Origin of the sequence: Chromohalobacter beijerinckii (genome assembly GCF_023061185.1) — a bacterium.
GTDB lineage: Bacteria > Pseudomonadota > Gammaproteobacteria > Pseudomonadales > Halomonadaceae > Chromohalobacter > Chromohalobacter beijerinckii.
Genome location: NZ_JAKGAK010000001.1, coordinates 120,565 through 135,918, shown reverse-complemented (window position 1 = coordinate 135,918; position 15,354 = coordinate 120,565). Strand labels below are relative to the sequence as shown.

Here is a 15,354-nt window from a genome sequence, read left to right as displayed (position 1 = left end):
TGAAAGCATCAGCATACCGGCTCGATCAGGCCGGGCAAAGCGTCAGGCGCGGGAAACATCGCGCTGCGCGGCAACTTGCCGCCCCATGCCCAAATGTCTCAGTCCTATGCTAGGATATCGATCCTGCAGCGCATTAGGCGGGGCTAGTATTTCGGCTTCGTCACCCCCACATTGTCCGCCGCGCCCGAATGCAAAGGCCGGACGCTGCCGATAGACCGATGTGATGACCGTGATTTCATGACGCTTCTCGCCCTGGGGATCAACCACAAGACAGCGACCATCGAGGTTCGCGAGCAGGTCGCTTTTACGCCGGCCGAGCTGGCGGGCGCGTTGGCCGAACTCAAGTCGCTGCCCGGCGTCAACGAAGCGGCGGTGCTGTCGACCTGTAATCGTACCGAGCTTTACTGTGTGACCGATGCTCAGGGAGAGCGCTCGGTGCTCGACTGGCTGGGGCGCTTCCACGGACTGCCGCCCGAAACCCTGATGCAAAGCGCCTACCACTACCTGGATGGCGAGGCCGCTCGTCATTTGATGCGCGTGGCGGCGGGGCTTGACTCCATGGTTCTGGGCGAGCCGCAAATTCTGGGCCAGCTCAAGGAGGCCTATCAGCTTGCTCGGGATAACGCTGGCTTGGGAGGGGAGCTTGAACGGCTTTTCCAACATACCTTCTCCGTCACCAAGCAGGTGCGCAGCGAAACCGGTATCGGCGAGAATCCGGTTTCGGTGGCCTATGCTGCCGTCAGTCTGGCGAGTCATATCTTCGACGATTTCGGGCGTGCTCGTGCGCTGTTGATCGGGGCGGGCGAAACCGTCGAACTGGTCGCACGACATCTGCGTGAAGCAGGCATTCGTGGGTTGACCGTCGCCAACCGTACCCGCGAACGCGCTGAGACCTTGGCCAATGCCTTCGATGCCGAAGCGATTTCACTAGGGGAAATTCCCCAGGCATTAGCGCAGGCCGATATCGTCATCTCTTCCACGGCGAGTCCGTTACCTATTCTCGGCAAGGGCATGGTCGAAAGCGCACTGAAGAAGCGCCGCTATCGGCCCATGTTCATGGTCGATATCGCCGTGCCTCGCGATATCGAGTCCCAGGTTGGCGAGCTGGACGATGTCTTCTTGTACAGCGTCGATGACCTGCAGGAAGTGATCGAGGAAAACCGCAAGCAGCGTGCCGTCGCCGCGGCCCAGGCCGAGTCTCTGATCGAGCATGGCATCCAGCATTGGCAGCATGAACGCCGCGTGCGTGGCGCCGGCGACTTGATTCGCCGCTACCGTGAGCAGGGCGAGGCGCTGCGTGAAGAAGCCGAGCGCCAAGCGCTGGCGCAACTCGCCCGCGGCGAGGACCCCGAAAAAGTCCTGCAGCGGCTGTCGCGTCAACTGACTAATAAATTGCTGCACGGCCCGACGCTACGCTTACGCGAAGCATCGGGCGAGGAGCGGCACGATATCCTCCAGGCGGCCGATACATTGCTGATCGACCCGGCCGCATCGACACAGGACCCTGCATGAAAGCGACTCTGCGCACACGTCTCGATGCCTTTCAGGAACGCTTCGAAGAACTCGCCGCCTTGCTGGCCGAGCCCGACGTGATTGCCGATCAGGCCCGCTTTCGCGATTACTCACGCGAATATGCCGAGCTTGAGCCGTTGATCGAAACCTGGCGGGTTTATCGGCGGACCGAGGGCGATATCGAGGCGGCCGAGCAGATGCGCGAGGACAGCGACCCCGAGATGCGCGAGCTGGCGGAGGAAGAGTCGCGCCTGTCGCAGGCGCGGCTCGAAGAATTGGATGCAGAGGTCAAGCAGCTCCTGGTGCCCAAGGATCCCGATGATGGCAGCAACGTGTTTCTCGAGGTTCGTGCCGGTACCGGCGGCGACGAGGCGGCGCTATTCGCTGGCGACTTGTTCCGCATGTATTCGCGTTATGCAGAACGCCAGGGCTGGCGAATCGAGGTGATCAATGTCAGCCATGGCGAGAAAGGCGGCTACAAGGAAATGATCGCTCGGATACGTGGCGACAACGTCTACGCGCGGCTTAAGTTCGAGTCCGGTGCGCATCGCGTGCAGCGGGTGCCTGCAACGGAATCCCAGGGGCGTATCCATACCTCGGCGTGTACCGTGGCGGTGATGCCCGAGGCGTCCGCCGTTGGCGATGTAGAGATCAACAGCAACGATCTGCGTGTGGATACGTTCCGCTCCAGTGGCGCCGGCGGGCAGCACGTCAATACCACGGATTCGGCGATTCGCATCACGCACTTGCCGACCGGCGTGGTGGTGGAGTGCCAGGAAGAGCGTAGTCAGCACAAGAATCGCGCCAAGGCAATGGCGTTTCTGGCCGCGCGTCTCAAGCAGTCCGCCGTGGATGCGCAGCGCCAGGAGCAGGCCGATACGCGTCGTTCGCTGGTCGGCTCGGGCGATCGTAGCGAGCGTATCCGAACCTACAATTTCCCCCAGGGACGGATCACCGATCATCGTATCAATTTGACCCTCTATAAGCTGGGCGACGTGATGGCGGGCGAGCTTGATGAAGTGATCAATCCCTTGATTCATGAATACCAGGCCGAGCAGCTCTCGGCGCTGCAGACGGCTTGATGACCTACGATACCTTGCTGGCGCGTGCATCACGGCGGTTGCAGCAGGCGGGCAGTGCCTCACCGCGCCTGGATGCCGAAGTGCTGATGATGCACGCGGCCTCGGTGACACGCGCCTGGCTATATGCTTGGGGTGATCGCGAACTCGCAGGTGTGCCCCGGGCGCGTTTCGAGGCGCTGGTGGCGGCACGGGCGCTGGGCCATCCCGTGGCGTATCTCATCGGCGAACGCGAGTTCTGGGGGCTACCACTGCGTGTCGATGAGGCGACCCTGATCCCACGGCCCGATACCGAGTGCCTGGTCGAGGCACTGTTGGCGAAGATGCCGCATGGACCAGGAAAAGCGCTCGACCTGGGCACGGGGACGGGCGCCATTGCCCTTGCGCTGGCCTCGGAGCGGCCGGAGTGGCATGTCATCGGGGTCGACAAGGTGCCCAGCGCCGTGCACTTGGCGACGGCTAATGCGACGCGCCTAGCGCTGAGCAACGTCACCTTTTGGGTCAGCGACTGGTTCTCTGCTCTCGGCAATGAGACGTTCGACGTGATCGCGGCCAATCCGCCTTATATCGCCGAGGATGACCCACATCTCGCGCAGGGCGATGTGCGCTTCGAACCGCGTTCGGCGCTGGTGGCGGGCGATGCCGGGCTGGCCGATTTGTACCATCTCGCGAGGACTGCGCGTGCACACCTCGTGGCAGATGGCTGGTTAGGGCTGGAGCATGGCTGGGAGCAGGCAGCGCAGGTTCGTGAGGCACTCACGCAAGCTGGGTACACCGATGTCGTCAGCATCGTGGATCTCGGCGCGCGTGAACGCCTCACGCTGGGGCGTGCGCCTGCGATGGAGGATGGTCAACATTGACCGCGGTAAATAGCAACGTCGGTTGCCTGGAGGCGCGGGCGATGATTGTGGTAGTAATACGTCTCGCATCGATGAGCTCTCTAGGGAAACATCACCTGTCATAGGGCTCGGGTGGCAATGCCTCCTGTCATTCATTGTCTCGGAACAACAATATAATGAAAGCCAAGACCCGTTCGTTGGATCGTATCGATCTCAATATCTTGCGTTGCCTGCAGGACAACGCGCGTATTTCCTATGTCGACCTGGCGTCCCAGGTTGGCTTATCTACCACGCCGTGCCTGGAGCGCGTCAAACGCCTTGAGAAGGCCGGTATCATCCGCGGTTACAAGGCGTTGCTCGACCCCAAGGCGCTCAAGGCCAACTTGCTAGTGTTCGTCGAGATCAGCCTGGAGACACAGTCGCCGGCGGTGTTCGACGAATTTCGCCGGGCCGTGGCCAAGCTACCGCAGATTCAGGAATGTCATCTGGTATCAGGGCAGTTCGATTACATCCTCAAGTGCCGGATTCCGGAGATGTCCGCTTATCGTCAGTTGCTCGGCGATGTCGTATTGACGCTGCCCGGGGTCAAGGAGTCCAAGAGTTACGTGGTCATGGAAGAGGTCAAAGAGGATGTCTCGTTGCATGTGCCTGACACCGAGCAGCTCGATACCTGACGGGCGCATGCCGGGAGGCGCTCTCCACTTGGAGGCGATGGACTCACATGAAGGAAATGGACGATACCGCGTTACTGCGCTATAGCCGCCAGATCATGCTCGAACAGCTCGATGTGGACGGACAGCAGCGTTTGCTCGAAGGCCATGCGCTGATCATTGGTGCCGGTGGATTGGGCTCGCCGGCGGCGCTGTATCTGGCCGCTGCGGGGGTGGGGCGGTTGTCGATCGCGGATGACGATGTGGTCGAGCTTTCCAACCTGCAGCGCCAGATCGCGCATGGCGAGAGTGACGTAGGACACGCTAAAGCGGAATCGGCGGCGGCGGCGGCGCGGCGCCTTAATACCGGCTGCGAGGTAGAGGTCATCGCCTCGCGTCTCGGGGGAGAAGGGCTCGAGAGTGCGGTAGCGGCGGCGGATGTCGTGCTCGACTGTACGGATCGTTTTTCCAGCCGCTATGCCATCAATCGTGCTTGCGTTGCGGCGCAGACACCGCTGGTCTCGGGGGCGGCCATTCGCTTCTCGGGGCAATTGGCTGTCTTTGATACGCGTGATGCCAACTCACCCTGTTACGCCTGCGTGTATGGCGAGGACAGCGACGACGATGCGCTGCGCTGTGCTGAAAACGGGGTGATCGCGCCACTGGTAGGGGTCATCGGTACTTTTCAGGCGCTCGAGGCACTCAAGTTGCTCGCCGGTATCGGGCATCCTCATCGTGGGCTGGCGACTTTCGATGCGCTGAGTGGCGAGTGGCGGCGCTTCAATGTCGGTCGCGATCCGGCGTGCCCTGTCTGCAGCGCGTCTAATCCCGCCTGATGTTGGGGGGCACGCCACTATGGTGATTGTTTGCCGAATAGGCTGTGTCTTGAGCGAGTGTGAATTACCGAGCTCATACAAACGCCCCAGCTCATTAAGCTGGGGCGTGGTGTGTCGTCGATCGATAAAACGCGTCAGAGCTCGAAGGTGGGCAGTTTGCGGGCGACTTTGATTTTATCGAGCTTGGCTACCTTGGGCAGTCCGTTTTCGAATGGTGGGAAGTCTTCGCCCTGGATCAGCGGCGAGAGATAACGACGCCCCGCCTCCGTGATGCCGAAGCCGTCCTCGCGAATGTACTCGCGGGGCATGAATTTTTCCTTGTTGGCCACTTCCGCCAGCGGCGCTGCCTCGATACGCCATTCGTAAGGCGTTTCGCTGACGCGTTTGATGGTCGGCATCATGGCGTTCTTGCCTTCCAAGGCTAGCTCGACGGCCTTCTGGCCCACGGCATAGGCTTGTTCGACATCGGTCTTGGAGGCCAGGTGGCGCGCTGCGCGTTGCAGGTAGTCGGCGACCGCCCAGTGGTACTTGTAGCCCAGATCCTGCTTGATCATACCGGCAAGCGTCGGCGCCACGCCGCCCAGCTGGCGGTGGCCGAAGGCGTCGGTATTGCCGGCGTCGGCGAGGAAGGTGCCATCTTCGTAACGGGCGCCCTCGGAGACCACGATGACGCAATAGCCGTACTTCTTGACGGCCTCGTCGACGCGCTGCATGACCTGGGCGCGCTGGAAGGGAAGTTCGGGGAAGATGACCAAGTGAGGAGGCTCGCCTTCGCCGTTGCCCGCCAAGGCGCCGGCGGCGGCGATCCAGCCCGCATGACGGCCCATCACTTCGAGCACGAATACCTTGGTGGAAGTGGCGCACATGGAGGCGATATCCAGCGCCGCTTCGCGGGTCGAGGTGGCGATGTACTTGGCCACGCTACCGAAGCCGGGCGAGTTGTCGGTGATCGGCAGGTCGTTGTCGACGGTCTTGGGAACGTGAATCGCGGTCAGCGGGTAGCCCATCTTTTCCGAGAGCTGCGACACCTTTAGGCAAGTGTCGGCGCTGTCGCCGCCGCCGTTATAGAAGAAATAGCGGATGTCATGCGCCTTGAACACCTCGATGAGGCGCTCGTATTGCGCACGATGCGTCTCGATGTCCTTGAGCTTGTAGCGGCAGGAACCAAACGCGCCGCCTGGGGTGTGGCGCAGTGCGGCAATCGCCTCGTCGCTTTCCTGGGAAACGTCGATCAGGTCCTCGGTCAAGGCGCCGATGATGCCGTTGTGGCCGGCGTAGACCTTGCCGATCTTGTCCGAATGGCGACGACAGGTCTCGATGACGCCGCAGGCGCTGGCGTTGATGACGGCGGTGACGCCACCGGACTGGGCGTAAAAGGCATTGTGCTGGGCCATGGGACTTATGGTGCTCCTGGGTCTGGGCGCATGAATGAGCGAATGATAGCCGACATCGACGGTCGATGCCTATGCCGCGGCGCTCGGCTGGTGGGCCGCGCGGCGCCATGCTAGGCTCGCCGCATCACGGCAGGAGGCTCAGATGCACGTCCATATTTTAGGGGTTTGCGGTACGTTCATGGGGAGTCTGGCGCGGTTGGCCAAGGCGCTCGGACATCATGTTAGCGGCTCGGATGCCAATGTCTATCCGCCGATGAGCACTCAGCTCGAAGAGGCTGGCATCGCCCTTTGCGAAGGGTATGACGCCGACAATCTGATGCCGCGCCCCGACCTCGTGATCATTGGCAACGCGTTGTCGCGCGGCAATCCTGAGGTGGAGGCCGTGCTCAATGCCAAATTGCCCTACGTCTCGGGACCGCAATGGCTCGCTGAGCATGTCCTGCCGGGGCGACAAGTGGTGGCGGTGGCGGGGACTCATGGCAAGACTACGACTGCCAGTTTATTGACGTGGATCCTGGAAGCGAGCGGCCACGCCCCTGGGTTCTTGATCGGCGGCGTGCCCCGCAACCTGGGCGTGTCCTCGCGTCTAGGAGAGGCCGGCGCGCCGTTCGTGGTCGAGGCGGATGAATACGACACGGCTTTCTTCGACAAGCGTTCCAAGTTCGTCCACTACCGCCCCGATGTCGCGGTGCTGGGTAATCTCGAGTTCGATCACGCGGATATCTTCCCCGATCTGGCCGCCATCGAACGTCAGTTTCATCATCTGGTGCGCACCGTCCCCGGCAATGGACAGTTGGTCGTGGCGGCTGGAGAGCCAGCGCTCGAGCGGGTGCTGGCGCAAGGTTGCTGGAGCCCCGTCGTGCGTTTCGGCGCCACCGACGATGCGCAATGGCAGTGGCGGCTGGAAAGCGCCGATGGCCGTCGCTTTGCGGTGAGCCATGGCGAGCGTGTCGCGCACGTCGACTGGGCGCTGAGCGGGGAGCACAACGTCGCCAACGCGGTGGCGGCCCTGGCCGCGGCGTCGGTCTGCGGAGTAGCGCTGGAAGAGGGCGCAGCAGCGTTATCGCGTTTCGAATCGCCTCGGCGGCGTCAGGAAGTGCGCGGTGAGGTCGATGGTATTCAGGTCATCGACGATTTCGCCCACCATCCCACGGCCATCGCCGCCACGCTCGAGGGGCTGGGGGCGGCGACCGACGCGGGGCGGCTGCTGGCGGTGATCGAACCGCGCTCCAATACGATGCGCCTGGGCAGTATGCGCGAGCGCTTGCCGGAAAGCGTAGCGGCGGCGGACCGCGTGTGGTGGTACCAGCCGCTGGAGGTGACATGGTCGCTGGACGCATTGGCAGCGGCCTGTCCGGTGCCGGCGACGGTAAGCGACGATATGTCGGCCCTGATCGAGGCCATCGTGGCCGAGGCGCGTTCGGGTGACCGTATCGTGGTGATGTCGAACGGTGCCTTCGAGGGCATCCACGAGAAATTGCTCGCGGCTCTGGAGGTGCGGCATGGCGGATGAAGCAATGTTCGAAGCGCCTGTCACCGTGGCGTTGACGGGGGCATCCGGGGCGCAGTACGGGCTACGTCTCATCGATTGCCTGGTGGCGGCGCGCCATCAGGTGCTGGTGCTGATCTCCAAGGCTGCGCAGATGGTGATCGCCACCGAGACCGACGTGAGTTTGCCGTCGAATCCCGAGCGTCTGAGTGAAGCGTTGAGAGAGCGAAGTGGTGCCGCGCCGGGGCAGATTCGCTGCTTCGGCCGCGAGGACTGGATGGCGCCCGTGGCCTCTGGGTCGGGTGCGCCCAGTGCCATGGTGATCTGTCCCTGTTCGACGGGAACGCTATCGGCGGTCGCCACCGGCGCGAGCAACAACCTGATCGAGCGTGCCGCCGATGTGGCGCTCAAGGAGCGTCGCCAGCTCATCCTCGTGCCCCGCGAGACGCCGTTTTCGGCCATTCATCTCGAGCACATGCTGGCGCTTACGCGCATGGGCGCGGTGATACTTCCCGCAGCGCCGGGATTCTATCACCGCCCGCAGACACTCGATGACATGATCGACTTCATCGTGGCCCGGATCCTCAACCAGTTGAACATCGCCCACACGCTGATGCCGCGCTGGGGGGAGTCGACATGATCAACCTATCGGTGCTGTCGGTCTTCGTACCGACATTTTTCATGGTCTCGTTGACGCCGGGCATGTGTATGACGCTTTCCATGACGCTGGGCATGACAATAGGCGTGCGCCGCGCCATGTGGATGATGCTCGGCGAGTTGGTGGGTGTCGGTCTAGTGGCGGTTTCGGCGGTGATCGGCGTGGCGACGCTGATGCTGCGTTATCCCGAGGTATTCGCGGCCTTCAAGTGGCTCGGGGGCGCCTACCTGATCTATCTCGGCGTGATGATGTGGCGTTCCAAGGGTCGCATGGCGATCCCTGACGCCAACGATGCGGCACCTAGCGTCTCATCGTTGCAGTTGGTGATTCAGGGCTTTGTCACGGCCGTCGCCAACCCCAAGGGCTGGGCGTTCTTTATCGCACTGCTACCGCCCTTCCTGGACGCTAGCCGGCCGATGGCGCCGCAGTTGGCGGTCTTGGTGGGGGTGATCCTCACTTTGGAGCTGACTTGCTTGCTGATTTATGCCGGCGGTGGCCGCACCGCCAGTCGCTTCCTGCGTCGCGACGGCAATGTGCGCTTGCTGAATCGGGTGGCGGGCAGCTTGATGGTGGGCGTAGGCGTCTGGTTGGCGTTGGGCTGAACGTTGCCTGTCGCGGATGCTCGACCTAGACGTAGGGTAGCCAGGCAATGCGTGCCGCTAGCAGCAGCAAGGAAGCGACGACCAACGGTGGCCATGGGCATGGTGTGAGTGGCACGTGTACGAAGCGCTGATAGCTGAGGCGTGTAATGGCGCACACCACTAGGCCGAGGAGTGCGCCGCCGATCAGGTCGCTGGCCCAATGCACACCAAGGACAAGGCGTGACAGGGCCATTGGCAGACACACTAGTGTTGCCCCCCAATATACCCACATCCGGCGTTTCGCGGGCAGTGCCTCGGCCGTGAACGCTGCCGCCAAGCCAATCAGCACGATACTCGTCGAGGTGTGGGCGCTGGGATAGGAAAACGAGCCCATGAGGTAGTCCGGCGTATCGGGACGAGCGCGCCCGGCGAGATGCTTGAAAACCAAGTTGGCGAACCCGACACCCACCAACGCACTGCTGATATGCAGAAAGGCTGCGATACGTCGCGAAAACAGTAGCCACACCAGCCATGGCAGGGTCAGTGCAATGATGCCCAGGATATCACCGCTCAGGGCCATGAAGGTGCTGAACTCGCCTAGCCAACTGCCCGCAAGAGGTGCCAACAATGCTTGGATCTGCCGGTCCATTGGCAACGAAGGTGCGGGATGATCGAGCACCCAAAGCGTCCAACCGCACAAAGCGACTAGGCTGACCACGAGAAGGGCGAGCGACGCTAGCGGTATTTCGTTGCGTGGGTGAGCGGCGCCCAGGGCGAGCCATAGGCGTCGCCGGCGCGGCGTCGCGCGGGAAAAGCGGGCCAGGCGCATGTAAACCCAGCCGCCGCGCCCGAGATGGTGACGAAACCAGGAAAACCCTAATCCCAGCGTTATCAGCACGAGCCCCAGGGTAACGAGCCATCGTTCGCTGCTTGCAGGCAAGGCGAGGAGTTTGTCCCATGAATGGCCGAGTAGATAACCGGGCAATAGGTAGGCGGGGGCCCAAAGCAAGGCGGAAGCGATATTGACGGCGGCAAAGCGCCATGTCGGCATGTGCAGCATGCCAGCGACCATCGGCACGATGGGACGTACCGGCCCCACGAAGCGACCGATGAGGATGGAAAAATCGCCATAGCGCTTGAAGAAATTGACGCCGCGCGCTAGCCATTCGGGGTGGCGGGTGAATGGCCACATTCGATGCACGCGTTCGCGCTGAGAATAGCCCAGCCAGAAGCTTAGGCCATCACCGAGTGTCGCTCCCGCAAAGGCCGCCGCCAACAAAAGCGGTAAAGGGAGGTGCTGATGCCCGGCCAGTGACGCGGCGGCGGTCAGTATCACGATGCCGGGCACCAGCAGGCCAACCACGGCGAGCGACTCGAGCAGTGCCACCAACAGCACGATCAAGACCAGTAATGTCGGCGAGGGAGAGAATTGGTACAGCCACTCGGTCACGTTCAAGTATCGGGCTCCAGCAAGTTGAATCCACGCTTGATCAGCCGTTGCTCGAAACGTTCGGCGCACTCGTCACCTGCCAGGTGACAAATACGAGCCTGGGCCTCGATGGCACCGGTTTCGGGGAGCGGGGTTTCTCTGAGCGCATGCGTCAAGCGCTCACGGACGATGAGAGCGCCGGCTCCCCCCGCGTCCGCAAGCAGCAGCCAAAAGACGCTATGGCGATGCCGGCCCAGTGCATCGCCACGTCGAGAGTTGCGTTGTACCACCTGACAGAAGGTCGTCAATAGCGTGTCTTGTGCCGCTTGGCCGAACTGCTCATTGGCCATGTCGAGTTGAGGTAAATGAATGACTAGCGCACTCAGCGATTGGTTCAATACGCGGGCGCGAGCGACCTCGGCGATAAGTCGTTCGCTGAGGGCGTCGTGCGATAGCATGCCGCTTTGCGTATCGAGCTGGTCGGTGGTCTTGAGCAGGCGGGACTGTTGCATGTACCACCCGAGAGGCAGTATCGAGATGATGACGAGTGTGAAGTACTGCAGACCGCCCGCGGGAGTCGAAAGCACAGAGTTGATCAGGAGCAACCACATGGGCGCGAGCAACACGTTGAGGAGGAGTGCGGCACCAGGCGGTAATAGCAACGTTGCGAGTATCGGGGGGACCCCCATCCAAAGTGCGCCGGACGCCTCGAGGTAAGGCGCTTCCACGGCAATCGCCAGGTAGCCGCTGATCAACACCAGGTAGGCGGGTAGTCGACGAGCGTAAGCGTTTTTTGCCATCAGGGCGGCGGCAGCCACCATGATGGTCAGGAAGGTGATCGGCAGGATGCGCGGGTAATGGCCCATCAGATAGTGCCAGGCCGCGAGGCTGGCGAGCACGAGCGCCCCGCAGGCATATGCCATTGCGTGCAGGCGTGACAACGAAAAACGCTCAGGCATGGTCGGTTGTCTCCTGTCGGCAATGCAGGCCGCTGTTTTGCACCGAGAGTTCATGGCCCAGCGTAATGGGGTCGAGATCGGGGGCAACGGGCGCGATGCGTATACGGCAGTGCTCCTGAAGCTCGGTCGAGATCGCGTCACGACGTAAGGAGGCGTGTTGCTCGTCCTTTGAAATCAGCAGTACCGCAAAGGTCTGTGCATCCACGCGATAACATCCCTCGAAGGCGTGGATAAGGGCGGCCAGGCGCTCCCTGAGACGCCATCGAGCATTGTGGCCGCGTTGATACGGGCGCACCACTATCAGCTCGGCGTAGACGTTTTCGCGCTGGCGTCGCGACCATTCAACGCTCAGATCCTCACGTAGGCGATTGAGTGACCAGATCGAGTCTTCCGGCGTGAGGCGATGGCGACGTTCCAGCTCTTGACGTAGCCGGCTGTGCTCGGTGGCTTTGGCAAATCCCAATGCCATGAGTGCGGCCAATAACGCGCCGCTCAAGGCGGCTTGCGCCATGCCGAGGGGCACTTGCACGTGCCACCAGCCGAGTGCGGCGGCCACCAGGAGGGCGTAGCGCATGGGCCGGGGTTGCGGTGCGAGCAGCATGATCGGCCACAGCCATACGCTGATGGCGTACGTCATGGGCGCATGCCAAAGTAGCACCAGCAAAAGCAAGGCACACAATGGGATCGCCAATGTCCAGGCGCGGCGCGATAAGTGACGCCACGCAAGCGTCGTCAACACGATAATGGCGGCGATGAGCAAGCCTTGCGTGATCGGGTCGTCTTCCTGCCAGGCGGTGATGGTCACCAGTCCCGCGCCCAGCAGGAAAAGTCCGGTTAGAGGTGTTTTGTATTTGCTCTGCATGGTGCCGTATAGTGATTCCTTTCCCAACGGTGCCGGCAGTATAGCCGTTGTGTCTCTACCGTCATGCTTCGGAAAGCACCGTTTATCATATGCTTCCCGGCGGATACCCAGGAGAAAATTGCCCGCATGACCCTTGAAATTTCCGAGTCCGAGATCGCCGACGTCGATGCTTACATGCATGCGATGGGTGAACGGGCACGTGGTGCGTCACGTGTTCTGGCGCGTGCCACCACCGCGCAAAAGAACCGTGCGCTACTCGCCATGGCAAGTGCCCTGGATGAGGCGCGCGATGCATTGGAAGCCGCCAATCGCCTCGATCTCGAGGCGGGACGCGACAATGGCCTTGCCGAGGCGCTGCTGGATCGCCTGGCGCTGACGCCAGCGCGTATCGACATGATGATCGAAGGCTTGCGTCAAGTGGCCTCCTTGTCCGACCCGGTCGGCGAGATTCGTGACATGCGCTATCTGCCTTCAGGGCTTCAGGTGGGCAAGATGCGTGTCGCACTGGGCGTGGTGGGCATCGTCTACGAATCGCGCCCCAACGTGACCGTGGACGCCGCCAGCCTGTGCTTGAAGTCAGGCAATGCCACTATCTTGCGCGGCGGCTCCGAGGCGATCCATTCCAACCAGGCCATTGCGGACTGTATCCGCCAGGGGCTCAGGGCCGCTGAGCTCGATGAGGCCTGCGTGCAAGTCGTGGCGACGACCGACCGTGCGGCGGTCGGCGCATTGATCGCCATGCCGGAGTTCGTCGATGTCATCGTGCCGCGCGGCGGCAAGGGACTGATCGAGCGCATCTCGAGAGATGCGCGTGTGCCGGTGATCAAGCATCTCGATGGCATCTGCCATGTGTATGTCGACCAGGCTGCCGACCCGACCAAGGCGGTGGCCATTGCCGACAACGCCAAGACCCAGCGTTATTCGCCCTGCAATGCCATGGAAACGCTACTGGTACACGCCGAGGCGGCGCCCCGGGTACTTCCCGAGTTGGCCGATATCTATCGCCGCAAGGGGGTTGAGATGCGTGGGTGTGAACGGACGCGGGCCTGGGTGGCGGATGCCGTCGCCGTAACTGAAGAAGATTGGCATAGCGAATACCTGGCGCCGATCGTGGCCATTCGCGTGGTCGATACACTGGAAGATGCGATCACGCACATCAATACCTATGGCTCGCACCATACCGATGCCATCGTCACCGAGAACCTCACCGACGCGCGGCGCTTTCTGACTGAAGTCGACTCCAGCTCGGTCATGGTCAATGCCTCGACGCGTTTCGCCGATGGCTTTGAATATGGGTTAGGGGCGGAGATCGGCATTTCCACCGATAAGCTGCATGCGCGCGGCCCCGTCGGTCTGGAAGGTCTCACCAGCGAGAAGTACATCGTGTATGGCGACGGCCATGTGCGCAGCTGAGATCCCGCCGCGCGTCGCGATGCTGGGCGGTACTTTCGATCCCGTGCACGTAGGGCATCTGCGTAGCGCGCTCGAGTTGCGCGAGGCGCTGGCGCTCGACCGTGTCCACATGGTCCCGGCGCGGGTGCCACCGCATCGAGCTACCCCAGGCGTCGATGCTGAACAGCGCGCGACCATGTTGGCGCTGGGCATCGCTGACACACCGGGGCTTTACGTGGATGATCGCGAGATCCGCCGCGAGGGGCCTTCCTATTCCACCGCGACCCTGGCGTCCTTGCGAGAAGAGCTGGGCCCGCAGGCGCGCCTGGTCATGGCGCTGGGGTATGACGCCTATCTGCACTTGGCCGAATGGCATGAGCCGGCGCGTCTGTTCGAGCTCGCGCATATCGTCGTCATCGATCGTCCTGATCACCAACAGCCGCTTCCGGCGGCGCTCGAGGCGTTGATCGAAGGCCGTGAAGTGGAGAGTGCCGATACGCTGATGCAGTCGCCTGCGGGGGGCTTGCTGCACTTGAGCCTGCCCACGCGCATGGCGATTTCGGCCACGGTAATTCGAGAGCGATTGCAGCGCGGTGAAAGCGTGCGTTATTTGTTGCCCGATGCCGTGGAACGCTATCTCCTGGCGCGTCGTCTTTATCGATGATGTCGTCATCAATCAATGAAAGGGGCCTGGTGAGTGGCGGTGCTACCCCAAGGCCTTTTTAACCTTGCCCCTGGCGGTTTGGTGTCAGCGCGGTAGAATGCGGGCCTTGCCCGAAGGGGTATGACATATGAACGAGGAGCTATGCAGACTGAAGCACTCAAAACGCTGGTAATGGGCACGCTCGAGGAACTCAAGGCACGTGATGTTGCCGAACTCGACGTCGCCTCGCTGACCAGCGTCACCGACACCATGATCGTCGCTAGCGGGACATCGAGTCGACACATCGGCGCCCTGGCCGAGAGCGTGGTGGAGAAAGTCAAGGAAGCGGGATGCCGCCCCTTGGGTATCGAAGGGCAGCAGGGGAACGATTGGGTCCTGGTCGACTTGGGCGATCTCGTGGTCCACGTCATGCTGCCCGAGACCCGTCAGCTATATGACCTTGAGCGCTTGTGGTCGGATCTGCCCAGCGATGGGGTATCCGTTGAGGGGGCGCTTGGCGAGGTGCGTGGATGAAGCTGCGCGTTCTCGCCGTGGGGACTCGTATGCCCGGCTGGGTCACGCAGGGCGTTGATGAATACCTCAAGCGATTGCCGCGTGATTTCAGCGTGGACATCGTCGAGATTGCACCCGGCAAGCGGGGCAAGAACGCCGATGTGGCCCGAGCAATTCAGGGCGAAGGCGATGCCATGCTGGCGAAGCTTCGCGATCAGGAGCGTGTCATCGCATTGGATGTCGAGGGTCGAAGTTGGAGTACCGAACGATTGGCTGCCAACGCCGAGCAATGGCGCCAGGACGGTCGCGACGTGGCGTGCCTAGTGGGCGGGCCGGACGGGCTCGACTCACGTCTGTTGGCGCGGGCCGAGCAACGTTGGTCGCTCTCGGCATTGACGTTGCCTCATCCACTGGTGCGTATTCTGTTGGCCGAGCAGTTGTATCGCGCCTGGACCTTGTTGGCTGGTCATCCCTATCACCGATGAGCGACGGGGCTCGATGCCTGCTCAGCGGCTACC

The 15,354-nt window shown here is 62.2% G+C and carries 16 protein-coding genes; 12 read left to right on the top strand and 4 right to left on the bottom strand.

Annotated elements, in window-relative coordinates; translation table 11 throughout:
- Positions 1-237: 237 nt before the first annotated feature.
- The 5 genes from hemA to L1075_RS00580 all read left to right on the top strand — a co-directional run bounded on the left by hemA (position 238) and on the right by L1075_RS00580 (position 4,916).
- Positions 238-1,512, top strand: a complete 1,275-nt coding sequence (hemA, locus tag L1075_RS00600) for a glutamyl-tRNA reductase (RefSeq protein ID WP_246894847.1) — start codon at positions 238-240, stop codon at positions 1,510-1,512.
- Entirely contained in the window at positions 1,509-2,594 is a 1,086-nt protein-coding gene (gene prfA, locus L1075_RS00595) for a peptide chain release factor 1 (RefSeq protein WP_246894848.1), read from the top strand. Before hemA ends, prfA begins: the two co-directional genes overlap by 4 nt.
- Positions 2,594-3,451: a peptide chain release factor N(5)-glutamine methyltransferase gene (gene prmC / locus L1075_RS00590; protein ID WP_246939136.1), complete on the top strand. Its 858-nt coding sequence runs from the start codon at positions 2,594-2,596 to the stop codon at positions 3,449-3,451. Before prfA ends, prmC begins: the two co-directional genes overlap by 1 nt.
- A 155-nt stretch (positions 3,452-3,606) precedes the next feature.
- Positions 3,607-4,104 carry an Lrp/AsnC ligand binding domain-containing protein gene (locus L1075_RS00585; RefSeq protein ID WP_040243754.1) on the top strand — a complete coding sequence of 166 codons (498 nt, stop codon included), beginning with the start codon at positions 3,607-3,609 and terminating at the stop codon, positions 4,102-4,104.
- Positions 4,105-4,160: 56 nt separating this feature from the next.
- The gene (locus L1075_RS00580; RefSeq protein WP_246894862.1) at positions 4,161-4,916 is read left to right on the top strand and encodes a HesA/MoeB/ThiF family protein; all 756 of its coding nucleotides are present in this window, start codon (positions 4,161-4,163) and stop codon (positions 4,914-4,916) included.
- A gap of 134 nt (positions 4,917-5,050) precedes the next feature.
- Here the strand turns inward: L1075_RS00580 and L1075_RS00575 are convergent, their stop codons facing one another.
- Complete coding sequence (locus tag L1075_RS00575) at positions 5,051-6,310, bottom strand: 6-phosphofructokinase (protein WP_075368631.1); 1,260 nt, start codon at positions 6,308-6,310, stop codon at positions 5,051-5,053.
- A 142-nt stretch (positions 6,311-6,452) separates the two neighbouring features.
- Between L1075_RS00575 and mpl the strand changes: the two genes are divergently transcribed.
- From mpl to L1075_RS00560, 3 genes are read left to right on the top strand one after another with little or no spacing between them, the layout of a single operon-like run.
- Complete coding sequence (mpl, locus tag L1075_RS00570) at positions 6,453-7,823, top strand: UDP-N-acetylmuramate:L-alanyl-gamma-D-glutamyl-meso-diaminopimelate ligase (RefSeq protein WP_246939134.1); 1,371 nt, start codon at positions 6,453-6,455, stop codon at positions 7,821-7,823.
- On the top strand, positions 7,813-8,439 hold the full coding sequence (locus L1075_RS00565) for a flavin prenyltransferase UbiX (protein WP_040243751.1): 627 nt from the start codon (positions 7,813-7,815) through the stop codon (positions 8,437-8,439). Before mpl ends, L1075_RS00565 begins: the two co-directional genes overlap by 11 nt.
- Positions 8,436-9,059, top strand: a complete 624-nt coding sequence (locus L1075_RS00560; protein WP_179861100.1) for a LysE family translocator — start codon at positions 8,436-8,438, stop codon at positions 9,057-9,059. Before L1075_RS00565 ends, L1075_RS00560 begins: the two co-directional genes overlap by 4 nt.
- A gap of 25 nt (positions 9,060-9,084) precedes the next feature.
- Here L1075_RS00560 and L1075_RS00555 read toward each other — a convergent pair whose 3' ends face one another.
- From L1075_RS00555 to L1075_RS00545, 3 genes are read right to left on the bottom strand one after another with little or no spacing between them, the layout of a single operon-like run.
- Entirely contained in the window at positions 9,085-10,488 is a 1,404-nt protein-coding gene (locus L1075_RS00555; RefSeq protein WP_343310787.1) for a bifunctional DedA family/phosphatase PAP2 family protein, read from the bottom strand.
- A gap of 2 nt (positions 10,489-10,490) precedes the next feature.
- The gene (locus tag L1075_RS00550; protein ID WP_246939128.1) at positions 10,491-11,426 is read right to left on the bottom strand and encodes a GGDEF domain-containing protein; all 936 of its coding nucleotides are present in this window, start codon (positions 11,424-11,426) and stop codon (positions 10,491-10,493) included.
- Positions 11,419-12,288 carry a hypothetical protein gene (locus L1075_RS00545; protein ID WP_246939126.1) on the bottom strand — a complete coding sequence of 290 codons (870 nt, stop codon included), beginning with the start codon at positions 12,286-12,288 and terminating at the stop codon, positions 11,419-11,421. The genes L1075_RS00550 and L1075_RS00545 overlap by 8 nt, the downstream gene beginning before the upstream one ends.
- A 126-nt stretch (positions 12,289-12,414) precedes the next feature.
- On the opposite strand from L1075_RS00545, the gene L1075_RS00540 reads away from it, so the two are divergent.
- The 4 genes from L1075_RS00540 (at position 12,415) to rlmH (ending at position 15,321) form a co-directional block, all read left to right on the top strand.
- On the top strand, positions 12,415-13,701 hold the full coding sequence (locus L1075_RS00540) for a glutamate-5-semialdehyde dehydrogenase (RefSeq protein ID WP_246939123.1): 1,287 nt from the start codon (positions 12,415-12,417) through the stop codon (positions 13,699-13,701).
- Complete coding sequence (nadD, locus tag L1075_RS00535) at positions 13,688-14,344, top strand: nicotinate-nucleotide adenylyltransferase (protein ID WP_246939120.1); 657 nt, start codon at positions 13,688-13,690, stop codon at positions 14,342-14,344. The genes L1075_RS00540 and nadD overlap by 14 nt, the downstream gene beginning before the upstream one ends.
- Before the next feature lie 141 nt (positions 14,345-14,485).
- Entirely contained in the window at positions 14,486-14,857 is a 372-nt protein-coding gene (gene rsfS / locus L1075_RS00530; RefSeq protein ID WP_246939117.1) for a ribosome silencing factor, read from the top strand.
- A complete protein-coding gene (rlmH, locus tag L1075_RS00525; RefSeq protein WP_246939114.1) occupies positions 14,854-15,321 on the top strand; it encodes a 23S rRNA (pseudouridine(1915)-N(3))-methyltransferase RlmH in 468 nt (155 codons plus the stop codon). Before rsfS ends, rlmH begins: the two co-directional genes overlap by 4 nt.
- The last annotated feature ends 33 nt before the right edge of the window (positions 15,322-15,354 follow it).

Coding starts and splice junctions, on each gene's coding strand:
- hemA (WP_246894847.1), top strand. CDS start 238: ATGACGCTTCTCGCCCTGGGGATCAACCACAAGACAGCGACCATCGAG.
- prfA (WP_246894848.1), top strand. CDS start 1,509: ATGAAAGCGACTCTGCGCACACGTCTCGATGCCTTTCAGGAACGCTTC.
- prmC (WP_246939136.1), top strand. CDS start 2,594: ATGACCTACGATACCTTGCTGGCGCGTGCATCACGGCGGTTGCAGCAG.
- L1075_RS00585 (WP_040243754.1), top strand. CDS start 3,607: ATGAAAGCCAAGACCCGTTCGTTGGATCGTATCGATCTCAATATCTTG.
- L1075_RS00580 (WP_246894862.1), top strand. CDS start 4,161: ATGGACGATACCGCGTTACTGCGCTATAGCCGCCAGATCATGCTCGAA.
- L1075_RS00575 (WP_075368631.1), bottom strand. CDS start 6,310: ATGGCCCAGCACAATGCCTTTTACGCCCAGTCCGGTGGCGTCACCGCC.
- mpl (WP_246939134.1), top strand. CDS start 6,453: ATGCACGTCCATATTTTAGGGGTTTGCGGTACGTTCATGGGGAGTCTG.
- L1075_RS00565 (WP_040243751.1), top strand. CDS start 7,813: ATGGCGGATGAAGCAATGTTCGAAGCGCCTGTCACCGTGGCGTTGACG.
- L1075_RS00560 (WP_179861100.1), top strand. CDS start 8,436: ATGATCAACCTATCGGTGCTGTCGGTCTTCGTACCGACATTTTTCATG.
- L1075_RS00550 (WP_246939128.1), bottom strand. CDS start 11,426: ATGCCTGAGCGTTTTTCGTTGTCACGCCTGCACGCAATGGCATATGCC.
- L1075_RS00545 (WP_246939126.1), bottom strand. CDS start 12,288: ATGCAGAGCAAATACAAAACACCTCTAACCGGACTTTTCCTGCTGGGC.
- L1075_RS00540 (WP_246939123.1), top strand. CDS start 12,415: ATGACCCTTGAAATTTCCGAGTCCGAGATCGCCGACGTCGATGCTTAC.
- nadD (WP_246939120.1), top strand. CDS start 13,688: ATGTGCGCAGCTGAGATCCCGCCGCGCGTCGCGATGCTGGGCGGTACT.
- rsfS (WP_246939117.1), top strand. CDS start 14,486: ATGCAGACTGAAGCACTCAAAACGCTGGTAATGGGCACGCTCGAGGAA.
- rlmH (WP_246939114.1), top strand. CDS start 14,854: ATGAAGCTGCGCGTTCTCGCCGTGGGGACTCGTATGCCCGGCTGGGTC.